The organism is Ramlibacter sp. bp-362, assembly GCF_054956735.1.
This window is the reverse complement of record NZ_JBUDXE010000017.1, coordinates 32,697-49,202: the sequence shown is the minus strand read 5'-3', so window position 1 is coordinate 49,202 and position 16,506 is coordinate 32,697. Positions and strand designations below refer to the sequence as shown.

The window sequence follows — 16,506 nt, the reverse complement described above, 5'->3', positions numbered from 1 at the left end:
GTACGCCCCCGATAATCCCGCCATGTTCCTCCGGACCGGCGTCCTCTCGCTTTCGCTGCTCCTCGCCAGCCGGTTCCTGGGACTGCTGCGCGAGTCGGCGCTGGCCGCCGCCTTCGGCACCAGCGGCATGGGCGACGTGGCCGTGCTGATGCTGACCTTGCCCGACTGGCTCACGGGCGTGCTGGCCAGCGGCGCGCTCGCCTATGTGCTCCTGCCCGCGTGGGCGAACGAGGAGGCGGCCCGCATCGCCGCGAGCCAGCGCAGCGTCGCCCGACGCCTGCTGGCGGGCGGTGTCGTGATGGCGCTGCTCCTCGCGGTGGCGCACGTGCCCGTCCTGGGCTGGCTGGCGGGCGGACTGCCGCCGGCGCTGCAGGAGCCGGCCGCGACCGGCCTCCTGTGGGCCGCGGCCGCCGTGCCGCCGGCCCTGCTGGCCGCCCTGTGGGTCACGAGGCTGCAGCACGAACGCGATTTCACGGGCCTCTATGCCGCCAACCTGGTCGTCAACGCGGTGCTGATCGCGGCGCTGGTCGTCGCGGCATGGACCGGCGGCGCACCGCATGCCGACGTCGCGGTGCTGGGCACGGGCTTGGTGCTCGCGATGGCGGCGCGGCTCGCCTGGCTGCGCAGGCGGCAGCGGCCGGTGCGGCGCGTTGCTGCCGCGGCCGATACCGTAGCCCTGCCGGGCGCTTCGGTGTGGCTCTGGGCCGCCGCCGCCGCGGGCCTGCCGCTCGCATTGCCCTTCGCCGCGCGATCGCTCGCCTCGCAGGACGCGCCGGGCGCGCTGGCGGCCTTCAACTACGCCTGGAAGCTGGTGGAGTTGCCACTGGTCCTGGCGATCCAGCTCGTGGGCACGCTGGCGCTGGGGCCGATCGCGCGGGCCGTGCGCAGCGGTTCCGCGCCGGAGACGGCGGCGATGTTGCGGCGCGGCTTCGCGCTCGCCTGGACGCTCGCCTGCGCCAGCGCGGCCGGCCTGCTGCTGGCCGCCCCCGCCGTCGCGCAACTGCTGTTCGGCTGGGGCCGCATGCAGGCGGAGGGGCTCGCCGCGATCGCGCAGTGGGGCGGGATCGGCGCCTGGAGCCTGCTGCCGCAAGCGCTCGCCACCATCGCGACGGCGGCGCTGGCCGCGCAGGGGCGGCTGCGCGTCGCGGTGTTCGGCTACGCCGCGGCGCTGGTGATCCTGCTGCTGTCCCGGGCCAGCGACGGCGGCACGCTGATGGCCTGGCTGGACGGACTCTGGACGGCCATCGCCCTGCTGCTGCTGCATGCCCTGCGCCCGGCCGGCCAGGGCTGGCTGCCGTGGCGGGCGCTCGGCGTCGCCGGGGGCGCCGTGCTGGTCCTGCAGGCGCTCACCTGGACCTTCGGCCTGCCGCAGAGCCTGGCCTTGCAGTGGCTTGCCGCTGTGGCAGGCGCGGCCGCCGTCCTGGGCGCCACATGGTGGGCCAGCGGCGACCTGCGCTCCGCACTGGCGCGATAATCATTGCGGGCATGCTCGAGCTGATCCAGATCACCAACGATCCGGCGTTCGCCCAGCGCTGCGATGCGTTGGGCGGCTTCCGCCTGTTCGTCGATCTCGAGCGCCTCGGCAAGGCCGAGCGCCAGGCGGGCCGCGACACCTTCATCAGCGCCCACCGCCTCGAGGACGTCGCCCGCATCCGCGCGGTGCTGCGCAATTCGCGCCTGATGGTGCGCGTCAATCCGCTGCACGAAGGCACGCCCGGCGAAGTCGATGCGGCGCTCGCCGCCGGCGCCGACTGCCTCATGCTGCCCATGTTCACGGGCGCGTCCGACCTCGGCGCCTTCTCCGCGATCGTCGCCGGCCGGGCGCCCATCGTGCCGCTGCTGGAAACCGCCGCGGCGCTGGCCAGCGTGGAGCAATGGGCCGGCACGCCCGGCCTGCAGGAGATCTACGTCGGGCTGAACGACCTGCACCTGTCGCTCGGCTGCCGCTTCATGTTCGAGCCGCTGGCCGATGGCAGCGTGGAACGCGTCGCCGCGGTCGCGCGCCGCCACGGCCTGCCCTTCGGCTTCGGCGGCATCGCGCGGCTCGACGAAGGCCTGCTGCCCGGGCGCGACGTGCTGGCGGAACACCTGCGCCTGGGCTCCGCATCGGTGATCCTGTCGCGCACCTTCCATCGCGACGACGCCATGGATTTCGAGCGTGAGGTCGCGGCGCTGCGCGCGGCCGAAAGCGAACTGGCGGCGCGCTCGCCGCAGCAGGTCCAGGCGGACGCGCAGCGCATCACCGCGCGCATCCGTTCCATCGCCGCGGGGCTGCCCGCGCGGCCATGAAGCGCCTGGTGGACATCGTGCTGGCCGGCCTCGCGCTCCTGCTGCTGAGCCCGGTGCTGCTGGCCACCGCCGTGGCGGTCGCCTGGGACAGCGGCTTCCCCGTGCTGTTCCGGCAGGAGCGCGTCGGCCGCGACGGGCGCAGCTTCGGCATGCTCAAGTTCCGCAGCATGGTGCTCGACGCCGCCACGATCGGCCCGTTCAACACCGCGGCGAACGATCCGCGCATCACGCGCGTCGGCCGCTTCATCCGCCGCACCAGCCTGGACGAACTGCCGCAGCTGGTGAACGTGCTGCGCGGCGACATGAGCCTGGTCGGCCCGCGGCCCGACCTGCCGGTGCAGCGCTCTCTCTACAACGACGCTGACTGGGCCCTGCGCTGCAGCGTGCGCCCCGGCATCACCGGCCTGGCGCAGGTGGAACTGCGCTCCGAAGGCACGGAAGACCAGCGCCGCGAACTGGACCTGCGCTACGTGCGCGAACGCAGCCTCTGGCTGGACCTGCGCATCCTCGCGCGCACCGTCGGCCGCCTCTCCGGCCAGGGCGCGAACTGACATGTGCGGCATCTTCGGCTACTGGGACCGCGAGCGCCGGGCGCTGGCGGACGAGGCGCTGGCGCGCATGGCCCGCAGCCTGGTGCATCGCGGGCCGGACGACGAGGGCATCCGCCACCAGCACGAGCGCGGCGTGGCCGTGGGCAACCGGCGGCTGTCCGTCATCGACCTCGCGCTCGGGCACCAGCCCTTCGTGTCCGACGACGGCCGCATCGCGATCGTGCAGAACGGGGAGATCTTCAACTTCGTCGAGCTCGCCGACGCACTGCGGGCGCAGGGCGTGCGCCTGGACACGCATTCCGACACCGAGGTGCTGCTGCGCCTGTACGAGCGCGAGGGCCTGGACTTCGTGCACCGCCTCAACGGCATGTTCGCCATCGCGATCGACGATGCGCGCGACGATTCGCTCACGCTGGTGCGCGACCGCATCGGCGTCAAGCCCCTGTACGTCGCGGAGCAGGGCGGCCGCACGCTGTTCGGCTCGGAGATCAAGGCGCTGCTGCAGGCGCTGGACGCGCAGCCGGCGGTCGACCTCGAGGCGCTGCACCACTACCTGAGCTTCAACTACATCCCGGCGCCCTGGACCGTGTGGCAGAACATCCGGCACGTGCTGCCCGGCTGCTGGATGAAGTTCACCCGCGCCGGCGCACGCCAGGGCCGCTGGTGGAACCTGGCCGCGCAGCAGCAGCGCGAACAGGACTTCGCCGCCTGGTCCGAGGAGTTCCTCGCCATCCTGGACGATGCGACGCGCATCCGCCTGCGCGCCGACGTGCCCTGGGGCGCCTTCCTGTCCGGGGGCGTGGACTCCAGCAGCGTCGTCGCGCTGATGGCGCGGCACGTGCGGCGGCCGGTGCGCACCTTCTGCATCGGCTTCGCCGACCCGCGCTTCGACGAGTCGGCCTTCGCGGCGCAGGCGGCGCAACGCTTCGGCTGCCAGCACACCAGCGAGGTCGTGGAGCTGAACATGCTGGAACGCTGGCCCCAGGTGCTGCACCACCTGGACCAGCCGCACGGCGACGCCTCCTTCCTGCCGACGCTGCGCGTGAGCGAGCTCGCGGCGCGCCACGTCAAGGTGGTGCTGACCGGCGATGGCGGCGACGAGCTCTTCGCGGGCTACGACAAGTACGCGGCTTACTTCGCCCGTCCGGACGCCTTCACGCAGGACGTGCAAGCCTTCCAGCGCAGCTACTTCGACGCGATCTCGCTGTTCGCGCCGCAGGCGAAGCAGGCCTTGTACCGGCCGGCTGTCGCGCAGCGGCTGGCCGGCCTCGACAGCTTCGAGGCGGCGGCCCGCCCCTGGTTCGCCGAGGCCGCGCACTTCGACCGCGTGAACCAGGCGCTGTACCTCGACATGCAGCTGCTCCTGTGCGGCAACAACCTGGTGAAGCCCGACCGCATGGGCATGGCGGTGTCCATCGAGGCGCGCACACCCTTCCTGGACTGGCGGATGATGGAGTTCGCCTTCCGCGCGCCCGGCGCCACCAAGCTGTCCCCGGAAGGCGACAAGAAGCACTGGTACAAGCGCGCGGTCGCGCCCCTGATCGGCGAGGACCTTGCCTACCGGCGCAAGCAGATGTTCACCGTGCCGGTGGGCGAGTGGTTCCGGCACGAGAGCCATGGCTGGCTGCGGCAGGTGCTGGCCGCGAGCGCCCTCGTGCAGGAGCTGTTCGAGCCCGGCCGGGTGGAAGGCATGCTGCAGCGGCACCGGGACGGCAGCGCCAACTTCACCCGTGAGCTGCGCGCGCTGGCCGCGCTGGCGCTGTGGGATGCGCAGCGATGAAGGTCCTGTTCGTCTGCTACGGCGGCGGCCACGTGGAGATGTGCCTGCCGGTGATGCGCGCGCTGCGCGAACAGGTGCCCGGCGTGGAGGCCCGCATCCTGGCGCTGACCACGGCGGCCGGCGTCGCCCGCCGCGCCGGCGAGCAGCCGCTGGGTTTCCGCGATTTCATCGCCGGCGAGCAGGGCGCGCGCGCGCTGCGCTACGGCGAAGCCTTGCTGGGCGAACAGCGGCATCCCGACGTCGCCCGCGAGGAGTCGCTCGCCTACCTCGGGCTCAACTTCCTCGAATGGGTGGAGACGCTGGGCGAGGACGCTGCCTGGCAGCGCTGGCGCGAGACCGGCCGCCAGGGCTTCCTTCCCGTGCAGCGGCTGCGCCGCATCCTGCAGCAGTTGCGGCCGGACGTCGTCGTGGCCACCAACTCGCCGCGCAGCGAGCAGGCCGCGATCGAGGCCGCGCAGGCGCTGGGCATCCCCACGCTGTCCATGGTGGACCTGTTCGCGCTGCCCGGCGACCCCTACCGCGCGCGCAGCGTGCACGCCGACCGCATCACGGTGCTGTCGGAGGCGACGCGGCGCAACCTGCTGGAGGCCGGCGTCGATCCGCAGCGGATCGTCGTCACCGGCAATCCCGCGTTCGATGCGCTCGCCGGCGCGCAGGCGCAGGCCGAGGCCACGCGCTTCCGCGCCGGGCGCGGCTGGGGCGAGCGGCCCATCGTGCTGTGGGCCGGACACATGGAACCGGACGACGCGGATCCGCGCTGGGCCGGCGCCGCCCTGGGGCAGGCCGTCCAGCAGCGACTGGTGGATTTCACGCTCGCCCGCGAAGAGGCGGCGCTGGCGGTGCGCTACCACCCGAACGAATGGCACCGCTTCACCCCGCCGCCGCCGCATGCGCGGCTGCACTGGAGCCAGCCGGATCGCGAGCCGCTGCTGCCCGTGCTCGCCGCCGCCGACGCCGTGGTCGTGCAGGCGACCACGGTCGGCGCGCAGGCGCACGCCGCCGGCAAGCAGGTGATCGGCCTCGCCTTCTCGCCGCTGGTGCAGCGCTCGGGCATGGACTACGGGCGGCTGGGCATGGGCGTGGCGGCCCCGGACCTGCAGGCGCTCCCGGACCTGCTTTCGCAACAGCTGCGCTCCGCCCGTCGCGAGCGGCCCGCCGCCGGGCCGCAGGGCAGCGCGGCGCAGCGCGTCGCGCATGAAATAGCCGCTCTGGCAGCAAGGAACCGCGCATGAAGGCGCCCCGCATCCTCGGACTCGTCCTCGCCCGCGGCGGCAGCAAGCGCCTGCCCGGGAAGAACCTCCGGCCGCTGGCCGGCAAGCCGCTGGTGGCCTGGAGCATCGAGCAGGCCCGCGCCTGCGGCGCGATCCTGGACGTGGTGGTCTCCACCGACGACGCCGCGATCGCCGAGGTGGCGCGGCAGCACGGCGCCCGCGTGCCCTTCCTGCGGCCCCCCGCGCTCGCGGACGACAGCAGCACCTCGGCCGACGCGGCGCTGCATGCACTGGACTGGCTGCGCACGCAGGAGGCCCGCCACTTCGACGCCGTCGTCCTGCTGGAGCCGACCTCCCCGCTGCGGGCGAGCACGGACCTGCAAGGCGTCGCCGGGCTGCTGGCCCGGCGCTGGGACGAGACGGACGCCATCGTCACCGTCGGCCGCGTGCAGCTGGAGCAGCCGGCCGTGATGAAGCGCATGGACGCCGACGGTCGCCTCGCGCCCTGGTCGGCGCCCGCCGATGGCGAACCGCCGGTGGCCTGGTTCCCCTATGGCGTGGCCTACGCGGTGAAGACCGAGGCGCTGGAGCGCTTCCGCACTTTCTACCCGCCGCGGGTCCTCGGGTACACAATCGAACGCTGGCAGAACTACGAAGTCGACGACCTGTTCGACTTCCTCTGCGTGGAAGCCGTGATGCAACATTTCCAGGGAAGGCTGCCGTGAAGGCGCTGGTGATCGGTTTGGGATCCATGGGCCGGCGCCGCGTGCGCTGCCTGCGCGCCCAGGGCGTGCAGGACGTGAGCGGCTTCGACCCGCGGGCCGACCGGCGCGCGCAGGCGGCGCAGGAGTACGGCATCGCGGTGCCCGAGCAGCTCGCCGCCGAAGAATTGCGCGGCTTCGACGTCGTCGTGATCTCCACGCCGCCGGACCAGCACCACACGGCGATCGCCTGGGCGATAGCCGCCGGCAAGCCCTGCTTCGTGGAAGCGAGCGTGATCCGCGATCCGCTGCCGGCGCTGGCCGCGCGCGCGCAGGCGACAGGCGTGCTGGTCGCGCCCTCGTGCACGCTGCGCTTCCACCCCGCGATCCGCGAGATCACGCACATCGTGCGCTCCGGCCGCTATGGCCGCGCCTGCAACTTCTCCTACCACTGCGGCCAGTACCTGCCGGACTGGCACCCGTGGGAGAAGGTCAGCGATTACTACGTCTCCAACCCGCTCACCGGCGGCGCGCGCGAGATCGTGCCCTTCGAGCTCACCTGGATCGTGGACGCCTTCGGCTGGCCGCGGACGGTGCAGGGCATGAAGCTGCGCACCACCGACGTCGGCGCGCCCATCGACGACACCTACGCGGCGCTGCTGCATTTCGAGGAAGGCGTCGGCAGCCTGGTCGTGGACGTCGTCGCGCGCCAGGCGGTGCGCAAGCTCACCCTCAACTTCGAACGGGCCTCGCTGGCCTGGGACTGGGACAGCGGCGTGATCCGCATCTACGAGGCCGATGGCGGCCGCACGGTGGAGATCGCTCCCCCGCGCAGCGACGCCCACGCCGGCTACCACCAGAACATCGGCGAGGCCATGTACATGGAAGAGATCGCCAGCTTCCTCGCGGCGGCGCAGGGACGCGGACGCTTCCCGCACACGCTGGAAGACGACATCCGCGTGCTGGAACTGCTGGAACGCATCGAGGGCCACGCATGACGAGCTACAGCGAGCGCCTGCACCGCGTCATCCCCGGGGGGGCGCACACCTATTCGCGCGGGGACGACCAGCACCCGGCCAACGCGCCCGAGATCCTGGTGAGCGGCAAGGGCGCCTACGTCACGGCGCCGGACGGCCGCACGCTGCTGGACTACGGCATGGGCCTGCGCGCGGTGACGCTGGGCTACGCGGACGAGCGCATCAACCGGGCCGGGATCCGCGGCATGGAGCTGGGCGTCAACCTCACGCGCGCTTCCGTGCTGGAGCTGGAGGCGGCCGAGCGCATCGTGGACCTGATCCCCGGCGCCGACATGGTGAAGTTCGCCAAGAACGGCTCCAACGTCACGACCGCCGCGGCCAAGGTCGCGCGCGCCTTCACCGGCCGGCCGCTGGTGTGCGTGCCGCGCCAGCATCCCTTCTTCTCCTTCGACGACTGGTTCATCGGCGCCACGGCGCTGCAACGCGGCATCCCGGAGGTGCATCACGCGACCACGCTGCTGTTCGACTACGGCGACATCGCCAGCCTGCAGAAGCTGTTCGCGGAGCATCCGGGCCGGATCGCCGGCGTGATGCTGGAGCCGGCGACCACCGTCGGGCCCTGCGATGAAGCGCCCGGTTACGACCGCCTGCAGCCGCCCACGCCGGCCGTGGCGCAGTGGCCGGGCAACTTCCTGCGGCAGGTGCAGGACCTGTGCCGGCGCGAGGGCGCGCTCTTCATCCTCGACGAGATGATCACCGGCTTCCGCTGGGACCTGCGCGGGGCCGCGCACCTGTTCGGAGTGCAGCCGGACCTGAGCACCTTCGGCAAGGGCATGGCCAACGGCTTCGCCGTCGCCGCGCTGGTGGGACGCCGCGAGGTGATGGAAGTCGGCGCGATCAACAAGCCGGGGCAGGAACGCACCTTCCTGGTCTCCACCACGCACGGCGGCGAGATGGCGAGCCTCGCGGCCTTCCTCGAGACGGTGCGGGTCTACGAGGAGAAGGACGTGGTCCGGCACCTGTGGCAGTACGGCGCGCGGTTGATGACGGGGCTGGAACGGGTCGCGCGCGAAGCCGGCGTCGCGCAGCAGTTCCAGCTGCAGGGCAACGCCATCTCGATGAACTACGCGACCTTCGATGCGCAAGGCCAGCCCAGCCTGCCGCTGCGCACGCTGTTCGCGCAGGAGATGGTGCGCCAGGGCGTGCTGATGCCCTGGGTGGCGCCCAGCTTCGCGCATGGCGAAGGGGAGCTGGAGCGCACGTTCGAAGCGGCGCGCGCCGCGCTCGGCGTGTTCGCGCAGGCGCTCGAATCCGGCGTCGAGCGCTTCCTCGAAGGCCCGGCGATCAAGCCCGTGTTCCGCAAGTTCAACTGACATGGCCGGCCACCCCTTCCGCCTGGACGGCAAGACCATCGCGATGACCGGCGCGGCCGGCATCATCGGGCAGGGCGCCGTCGCTGCCTTCCTGGAGGCGGGGGCGCGCGTCTGCGCGCTCGATCGCAGCGTCGAAGCGCTCGAGGCGCTGGGGCCGGACGGCGAGCGGCTGCTGAAGATCCCCATGGACGTCAGCGACCCGCGGAGCGTGCGCGCCGCGGCCGGCCGCCTGCACGCGCAGTGGGGCAGCGCGGACGTCCTGTTCAACAACGCGGCCACCAAGAGCGACAACTTCTTCGCGCCCTTCGAGGACTTCCCGCTGGAGGACTGGAACGCGGTGCTGGCGGTGAACCTCACCGGCGCGATGCTGTGCGCGCAGGCCTTCGGCGCGCCCATGGCGACGCGCGGCCGCGGCGCGATCGTCAACACGCTTTCCATCTACGGCATCGTCGCGCCCGACCAGCGCATCTACGAAGGCTCCGAGTACGAGGGGCGCGCGATCAACACGCCGGCCATCTACTCGGCCAGCAAGGCGGGGCTCTGGGGCCTGACGCAGTACCTCGCCAGCTACTGGGGCGGGCAGGGCGTGCGCGTGAACGCGATCACGCCGGGCGGCGTGTTCAGCGGCCAGAACGAGACCTTCGTCCGGAACTACGCGCAGCGCGTGCCGCTCGGGCGCATGGCGCGGCGCGAGGACATCGTGAACGGCATGCTGTTCCTGGCCAGCGACGCCGCGAGCTACCTGAACGGCCACAACCTCGTCGTCGACGGCGGCTGGACGGTCTGGTGATGGCGGGCGTGTTCGTCATCGCCGAGGCCGGGGTCAACCACGACGGCGACCTCGCCCGGGCGCTGGCGCTGTGCGACGCGGCCCGCGCGGCCGGCGCCGACGCCGTGAAGTTCCAGACCTTCCGCGCCGAGGACCTGGTGGTGCCCGGCGCGCCGACGGCGGCCTACCAGCAGCGCCAGACCGGCGAGCAGGACCAGTTCGCGATGCTGCGCAAGCTGGAGCTCACGCGCGAGCAGCACGAGCGCATCCGCGACCATTGCGCGGCGATCGGCATCGAGTTCTTTTCCACGCCTTTCTCGCTGGCGGCGGTGGACCTGCTGGTGGAGCTGGGCGTGCGGCGGATGAAGCTGCCCTCGGGCGAGCTGACGCACCGCGCGCTCGTCGAACACGCCTGCGCGACCGGCCTGCCGGTGCTGCTGTCCACGGGCATGGCGACGCTGGACGAAGTCCAGGACGCCTTGCAATGGGCGCGCGCCGTGCGAGGGTCGCTGGACGGCGTGACGGTCCTGCACTGCACCTCCGCCTATCCCGCGCCCGACGCGGCGCTGAACCTGCGCGCGATCGCGACGATGGGCGAGGCGCTGGGCACCCCCATCGGCTATTCGGACCACAGCACCGGGATCGAGGCGGCGCTGGCCGCGGCGAGTCTCGGCGCCACGGTGATCGAGAAGCACCTCACCCTGGACCGCACGCTGCCCGGCCCGGACCACGCGGCCTCGCTGGAGCCGCAGGAGTTCGCCGCCATGGTGCGCGGCATCCGGCGGATCTCCGCCATGCTGGGCGATGGCTTCAAGGCGCCGCGCCCCGAGGAGCGCGACGCGGCGCGGGTCGCCCGGCGCAGCATCGTGGCCGCCGTGGACATCGCCGCCGGGGCGACGCTGCAGCCTTCCATGCTGGCGTGCCGCCGCCCGGCGACCGGCATCGCGCCGCGCGAATGGGAACGCGTGCTGGGCGCCACGGCGCGCACGGCCATCGCCGCCGGCAGCGTGCTGCAGTGGGAGCAGCTCGCGCCGGCGCGGGACTGACAGCATGGCCGCCCGCCGCATCCTCTATCTCAGCGGAACCCGGGCCGACTTCGGGCTGATGCAGTCCACGCTGCAGCGCATCCAGGCCACGCCGGGGCTGCAGGTACAGGTGGTGGCGACGGGAACGCACCTGAGCGCCGAGCATGGCCGCACGGTGGACGAGATCCGCGCGAGCGGACTCGACGTGCTGGCCGAGATTCCCGTCGACGTGCTCACGCGCAGCGGCGCCAGCATGGCGCTGGCGATCGCCGACGTGCTGCGCGGCATCACCACCTTGCTGGAACGGGCGCGGCCCGACGTGCTGCTGCTGCTCGGCGACCGCGGCGAGATGCTGGCCGGCGCGATCGCGGCGCTGCATGTCGGCGTGCCCGTCGTGCACGTGCACGGCGGCGAACGCTCCGGCACCGTGGACGAACCGGTGCGGCACGCGATCAGCAAGCTGGCGAGCTGGCACTGCGTCGCCACCCCTGCGGCGCGCGAGCGCCTGCTGCGCATGGGCGAAGCGGACGAACGCATCTTCGTGACCGGTGCGCCCGGTCTCGACGGCCTGCAGGCGCTGGCCGCCGGGACGCGCGAGGAGGCGCTGGCCGACCTGGGCCTGCCGGCCGGCGCGGACTACGTGCTGGCGCTGTTCCACCCGGTGGTGCAGCAGGCCGGGCAGGCGGCGCAGCAGACCGAGGCGCTGAGGCAGGCGCTGCGCGAGTTGGGCCTGCCCGTCCTCTGGATGGATCCGAACGCGGATGCCGGCGCGCGCGAGATCCTGGCGGCGCTGGACGCGCAGGCGCTGCCGCCCGGCTCGCGCCGCGTCACGCACCTGCCGCGGCCGCAGTTCTGTGCGGCCATGCGCCATTGCGCCGTGATGGCCGGCAACTCGTCCTCGGGGATCATCGAGGCGGCCAGCTTCGGCACGCCGGTGGTCAACGTGGGCAGCCGCCAGCACCTGCGCGAGCACGGGCCCAACGTGGTGGACGTGCCGGCGGAGGCCGGGGCCATCGCCCAGGCGCTGCGCGCGCAGCGCCGCCACGGGCCGTGGCCGTGTGACAATCCCTGGGGCGACGGCCGCGCCGGCGAACGCATCGCGCAACTGCTCGCGCGCCTGCCGCTGGATCGCAGCGTGCTCGAGAAGACCAACAGCTATTGAAGCCGTGCCTGCTTCTTCCTCCCCTTCCAGCCTCTTGATCTTCGGCGCCGGCGGGCATGGGCGCGTCGTCGCGGATGCCGCCATCGCGCAGGGGCGATGGGGGCGGGTGCGGGTGACGGATCGGGATGCGGGGCGGGTGGGGCAGGTGTTGTGGGCGGGGCTCGCCGTCGAGGCGATGGACGAGGCGCTCGCCGGCAGCACCGAAGTGCATGTGGCGATCGGGTCGGCGGTGGCGCGGGAGCGGGAGGCGCGCGGGGTTGCGGTGGGGTTCGACGCTTCGCTTTCTCACCGCCACCCTACGAACCCCGGCGATGGTGATCCCCGTAGGGTGGCGGTGAGCGCAGCGAACCCCACCGCACTCCCGCTCGCCACGGTGGTCCATCCGCATGCGAGCGTGTCGCCGCATGCCGTGGTCGGGGCGGGATGTTTCCTCGCGGCGCAATCGGTCGTCGCGCCGGCGGCGCGACTCGGGGTGTCGGTGATCGTCAACCACGGCGCGGTCGTGGATCACGATGCGCAGGTCGGCGACTTCAGCCACATCGCGCCGCTCGCCGCCCTGGGCGGCAGCGTGCAGGTCGGCCGGCGCGTGCTGGTCGGCGCCGGCGCCAAGCTGCTGCCCGGCGTGCGCGTCGGCGACGACGTGGTGATCGGCGCCGGGGCCGTCGTGCGCGACAACCTCGAGCAGGCGGGCGTCTATGCCGGCGTGCCCGCGCGGAGGGTGCGGTGAACGAGCAGCAGTTCCGCGCGCTGTGCGTGCCCGCCACCTGCACGGTGCGCGAGGCGCTCGACCGGCTGGAGCGCACCGCCAAGGGCGTGCTGCTGCTCCTGGACAGCAACGGCAAGCTGCGGCGCACGCTCACCGACGGCGACCTGCGCCGCGCCGCGCTCGCGCGCATGCCCGACACGGCCTACGTCGCCGCGCTGCCCGGCCAGGCGCCCATCACCATGGGCGAAGAGGAGCCGGTCACCCGCGCGCTGGCGCTGCTGGACCAGCACCTGATCGACGCGCTGCCCGTGGTGGACGGCGAAGGCCGGCCCGTGGACCTGGTGCTGCGGCGCGAGCTGTCGCAGCGCATCTGGCTGTCCTCGCCGCACCTGGGCGAGGAGGAGACTGCCTTCGTCGAGGAGGCCTTCCGCACCAACTGGATCGCGCCGCTGGGCCCGCACGTGGACGGCTTCGAGCGCGAGCTCGCCGCCTATGCCGGCGTCGGCCATGCGGCGGCGCTCAGCTCCGGCACGGCGGCGATCCACCTGGGCCTGCTGCTGCTGGGCGTGAAGCCCGGCGACACCGTGTTCTGCTCCTCGCTCACCTTCGTCGGCAGCTGCAATCCCATCCTGTACTGCGGCGCGCAGCCGGTGTTCGTCGACTCGGAGCCCGGCTCGTGGAACATGTCGCCCGCCGCGCTGGAACGCGCCTTCGACTGGGCGAAGCGGGCCGGGCGGATGCCGCGCTGCGTGGTGATCGTCGACCTGTACGGCCAGAGCGCCGACATGGACGCGCTGCTGCCCCTGTGCGAACGCCACGGCGTGCCGGTGCTGGAGGACGCCGCCGAATCGCTGGGCGCCACCTACAAGGGACGCGCGAGCGGCAGCTTCGGCCGCGTGGGCGTCTACTCCTTCAACGGCAACAAGATCATCACCACTTCGGGCGGCGGCATGCTGGTGTCCGACGACGCGGACCTGGTCGCGCGCGCCCGCAAGCTCTCCACGCAGGCGCGCGAGCCGGCGGCGCACTACGAGCACGTGGAGGTGGGCTTCAACTACCGCATGAGCAACGTGCTGGCCGGCATCGGCCGCGGGCAGCTGCGCGTGCTGGACGAGCGCGTGGCGCGCCGGCGCGCGATCCACGCGCGCTACCGCGAGGCGCTGGCCGGCCTCGCCGAGGTGCAGTGGATGCCGGAGCCGGACGGCATGCGATCCACGCGCTGGCTCACCTGCCTGCTGCTGCAGGGCGCCGACGCGGCGCAGCGGCGCGACCACGTGCTGCGCAGCCTGGCGCGCCACTCGATCGAGGCGCGGCCCGTCTGGAAGCCCATGCACCTGCAGCCGCTCTTCGCGGGCGCGCCGTACTTCCCGCACGCCGAAGGCGAGGACGTGGCCGCCGGCCTGTTCGCGGCGGGCCTGTGCCTGCCTTCCGGCTCCAACCTCTCGGACGAACAGCTCGAACGCGTGATCGAGCACCTGCGGCGCGCCCTCGCGCGCGCGGAGGCGCTGGGTGCGGCTGCCCTCTAGGAGCGCGCTGGCGCTGCTGGCCCTCGACCTCGCCCTGGGCCTCGTGGCCTGGTGGGCGGCGTTCTGGCTGCGCTTCAACCTGGACCTGCCGCCCGAGTTCGCGCAGCTCGCGCGCGCCGCGAGCGGCTGGTGCGTCGTGGGCCTGGGCGCCGGCCTGCTGCTGCTGCGCGTGGACCGCCAGGTGTGGAGCTACATCGGCCTGTCCGAATTCCGCCAGCTCGCCGCCGGCGTGTTCCTGGGCGGCGTGCTCACGGCCGTCGCCGTGCTGATGCTGCGCCTGCCCGAGTTCCCGCGTTCCGTGCTGCTGCTGCAGCCACTGCTCGCGCTGCTGCTGCTGGGCGCGGTGCGCGCGGCCTGGCGCACCTTCGCCGAGAGCCGCCACCAGGGCGGCGGCGGCACGCCGGTGATCATCGTCGGCACGCTGGACGAAGCGGCCGGTGCGCTGCGGGCGCTCAAGGGCTCGCTGCGCTGGCGCGCCGTGGGCATCGTCTCGCCGCTGGCCGCCGAGCGCGGCCGCACGCTCCAGGACGTGCGCGTGCGCGGCATGGCCGACGAACTGCCGCAGGTCTGCGCCGCGGCGCAGGCGCGCACCGCGCTGGTGGCGAGCCCCCCGGGATCGGAGCAGCGCCGCCAGGCCCTGCTGCTCGCCTCCGAAGCGGGCATCTCGCTGCTGACGCTGCCCCGTCCGGACGAATGGCTGCAGCCGGAAAGCACCGGCCCGCGCCGCATCGAGCTGGAAGACCTGCTCGGGCGCGCGCCGGTGGAACTGGACGTGGCGGGGCTCGCCGACCTGTTCTCCGGCCAGGTGGTCGCCATCACGGGCGCGGGTGGCTCGATCGGCTCCGAGCTGTGCCGGCAGGTGGCCCGCTTCGGCGCCGGCCGGCTGGTGTGCATCGACGTCTCGGAGTACGGCATCTACCAGCTGGAGCAGGAGCTGCGGCGCTCGCATCCCCAGATGCAGGCGGTCTACTACACGGCCAACGTGCGGGAACCCGGGCGGCTGCACGCGATCCTGTGCCAGCACAAGCCGGCCGTGGTGTTTCACGCCGCGGCGTACAAGCACGTGCCGCTGATGGAGGAGCTCAACGAGGTCGAGGCCTTGCGCACCAACGTCCTGGGCACTCTGCACGCGGCGCGGGCGGCCGCGGCCTGCGGCGCGCACCGCTTCGTGCTGGTGTCCACCGACAAGGCGGTGAACCCCACCAACGTGATGGGCGCCAGCAAGCGGCTGGCCGAGCTGGTGCTGCAGGCGCTGGCCGCGCGCGAGCCGCGCACGCAGTTCGTGTCGGTGCGCTTCGGCAACGTGCTGGGCTCCAGCGGCTCGGTGGTCCCCCTCTTCACGCAGCAGATCGCGCGCGGCGGCCCGGTCACCGTCACGCATCCGGAGATCGTGCGCTACTTCATGACCATCCCGGAGGCGGCGCAGCTGGTGCTGCAGGCCGGGCTGATGGGGCGCTCGGGGCAGATCTTCGTGCTGGACATGGGCGAGCCGGTGAAGATCGTGGAACTGGCGCGCATGCTGATCCGCCTCTCGGGCAAGACCGAGCAGGAAGTCCCGATCAGCTACACCGGCCTGCGCCCGGGCGAGAAGCTCTACGAGGAACTGCTGGCCGACGACGAGACCACGGAGCCGACGCCGCACGCGAAGCTGCGCATCGCCAAGACGGCGGGACCATTGCCGGATGTCGAGGCGGTGGTGCGGTGGATCGAGGAGGCGGGGGCGCAGCCGCCGTCTGCGGCGCTGCGGGCGTGGTTGAAGGAGCGCGTGCCGGAGTACGTGCCGGGCCGCGTCGGGGCCCCGGTCACGACATGATGCCGGTGCGCGTCAACACGTCGCTCACCAACTCCAGCCGCACCAGCGGATTGTCCAGCTCCATCAGCCGCTGCTTCAGCCCGACGGGCAAGGGAAGCAGTTCGCACCAGCGGTTCGCCACCCAGCCGCAATCGTCCAGCTTCCACGGCGGCAGCAGCGGCATCGGTCCGGGATTGCCGGGCTTCAGCTGCAGCGATTGGATCAGCCGCTGCAGCGCGTCGGCCGCCGGCTTCAGGTCCTCGGGGATGGGCACGGCCAGGTCGGCCGGCAGACGCTCGACGTCGGCGACCCACAGGCCGTGCTTCAGCTGGTCGCTGGACGTGATGCGGAAGCGCTGTGCACCCGTCGCGCGCACCAGCATCAGGCCGGGCTGCGGCTGCTCGAAGTCCTGGATGGCCGCGAGCGTGCCGACCTGCGAGAAGGCTTCCTGCACGCCGGGCCGGCGCACTTCCTGGCCCTGCGTCAGGGACACCACGCCGAACGGGGCGCCGGCCTTGCGGCACTTGCCGATCATGTCGAGATAGCGGACCTCGAAGACGCGCAGCGACAGCAGACCGTCGGGGAACAGCACCGCGCTGAGCGGAAAGAGCGGGAGCGACTGCAGGGTCAGGGTGGCGGGCACG

General features: G+C 72.9%; 15 protein-coding genes. 14 read left to right on the top strand and 1 reads right to left on the bottom strand.

What is annotated here, in order from left to right; translation table 11 throughout:
• Positions 1-22: 22 nt before the first annotated feature.
• The 14 genes from ACY0MJ_RS19305 to ACY0MJ_RS19240 are packed head-to-tail and all read left to right on the top strand — an operon-like array spanning position 23 to position 15,883.
• Positions 23-1,474 (top strand): lipid II flippase MurJ, encoded by a 1,452-nt coding sequence (locus tag ACY0MJ_RS19305; protein WP_462640167.1) that lies wholly within the window; start codon positions 23-25, stop codon positions 1,472-1,474.
• Between the two features lie 11 nt (positions 1,475-1,485).
• On the top strand, positions 1,486-2,289 hold the full coding sequence (locus ACY0MJ_RS19300; protein WP_462640166.1) for an aldolase/citrate lyase family protein: 804 nt from the start codon (positions 1,486-1,488) through the stop codon (positions 2,287-2,289).
• Complete coding sequence (locus ACY0MJ_RS19295; protein ID WP_462640165.1) at positions 2,286-2,840, top strand: sugar transferase; 555 nt, start codon at positions 2,286-2,288, stop codon at positions 2,838-2,840. Before ACY0MJ_RS19300 ends, ACY0MJ_RS19295 begins: the two co-directional genes overlap by 4 nt.
• A gap of 1 nt (position 2,841) precedes the next feature.
• Positions 2,842-4,620 (top strand): asparagine synthase (glutamine-hydrolyzing), encoded by a 1,779-nt coding sequence (gene asnB / locus ACY0MJ_RS19290; protein ID WP_462640164.1) that lies wholly within the window; start codon positions 2,842-2,844, stop codon positions 4,618-4,620.
• Positions 4,617-5,852, top strand: coding sequence for a glycosyltransferase (locus ACY0MJ_RS19285; RefSeq protein ID WP_462640163.1), 1,236 nt, complete (start codon positions 4,617-4,619; stop codon positions 5,850-5,852). Before asnB ends, ACY0MJ_RS19285 begins: the two co-directional genes overlap by 4 nt.
• Complete coding sequence (locus tag ACY0MJ_RS19280) at positions 5,849-6,556, top strand: acylneuraminate cytidylyltransferase family protein (protein ID WP_462640162.1); 708 nt, start codon at positions 5,849-5,851, stop codon at positions 6,554-6,556. The genes ACY0MJ_RS19285 and ACY0MJ_RS19280 overlap by 4 nt, the downstream gene beginning before the upstream one ends.
• Positions 6,553-7,530, top strand: a complete 978-nt coding sequence (locus ACY0MJ_RS19275) for a Gfo/Idh/MocA family protein (RefSeq protein ID WP_462640161.1) — start codon at positions 6,553-6,555, stop codon at positions 7,528-7,530. Before ACY0MJ_RS19280 ends, ACY0MJ_RS19275 begins: the two co-directional genes overlap by 4 nt.
• Positions 7,527-8,882: a glutamate-1-semialdehyde 2,1-aminomutase gene (locus ACY0MJ_RS19270; protein WP_462640160.1), complete on the top strand. Its 1,356-nt coding sequence runs from the start codon at positions 7,527-7,529 to the stop codon at positions 8,880-8,882. The genes ACY0MJ_RS19275 and ACY0MJ_RS19270 overlap by 4 nt, the downstream gene beginning before the upstream one ends.
• 1 nt (position 8,883) lies before the next feature.
• Positions 8,884-9,672 carry an SDR family oxidoreductase gene (locus ACY0MJ_RS19265; RefSeq protein ID WP_462640159.1) on the top strand — a complete coding sequence of 263 codons (789 nt, stop codon included), beginning with the start codon at positions 8,884-8,886 and terminating at the stop codon, positions 9,670-9,672.
• Positions 9,672-10,697, top strand: a complete 1,026-nt coding sequence (gene neuB, locus ACY0MJ_RS19260; RefSeq protein WP_462640158.1) for an N-acetylneuraminate synthase — start codon at positions 9,672-9,674, stop codon at positions 10,695-10,697. The genes ACY0MJ_RS19265 and neuB overlap by 1 nt, the downstream gene beginning before the upstream one ends.
• 4 nt (positions 10,698-10,701) lie before the next feature.
• Positions 10,702-11,838 carry a UDP-N-acetylglucosamine 2-epimerase gene (gene neuC / locus ACY0MJ_RS19255; protein WP_462640157.1) on the top strand — a complete coding sequence of 379 codons (1,137 nt, stop codon included), beginning with the start codon at positions 10,702-10,704 and terminating at the stop codon, positions 11,836-11,838.
• 4 nt (positions 11,839-11,842) lie between these two features.
• The gene (locus ACY0MJ_RS19250) at positions 11,843-12,565 is read left to right on the top strand and encodes a PglD-related sugar-binding protein (RefSeq protein WP_462640156.1); all 723 of its coding nucleotides are present in this window, start codon (positions 11,843-11,845) and stop codon (positions 12,563-12,565) included.
• Entirely contained in the window at positions 12,562-14,070 is a 1,509-nt protein-coding gene (locus ACY0MJ_RS19245; protein WP_462640155.1) for a DegT/DnrJ/EryC1/StrS family aminotransferase, read from the top strand. The genes ACY0MJ_RS19250 and ACY0MJ_RS19245 overlap by 4 nt, the downstream gene beginning before the upstream one ends.
• On the top strand, positions 14,054-15,883 hold the full coding sequence (locus tag ACY0MJ_RS19240) for a polysaccharide biosynthesis protein (RefSeq protein ID WP_462640154.1): 1,830 nt from the start codon (positions 14,054-14,056) through the stop codon (positions 15,881-15,883). The genes ACY0MJ_RS19245 and ACY0MJ_RS19240 overlap by 17 nt, the downstream gene beginning before the upstream one ends.
• Here the strand turns inward: ACY0MJ_RS19240 and ACY0MJ_RS19235 are convergent.
• Complete coding sequence (locus tag ACY0MJ_RS19235) at positions 15,873-16,505, bottom strand: LON peptidase substrate-binding domain-containing protein (protein ID WP_462640153.1); 633 nt, start codon at positions 16,503-16,505, stop codon at positions 15,873-15,875. The two genes, ACY0MJ_RS19240 and ACY0MJ_RS19235, sit on opposite strands and share 11 nt — an antisense overlap.
• Between the last annotated feature and the right edge of the window lies 1 nt (position 16,506).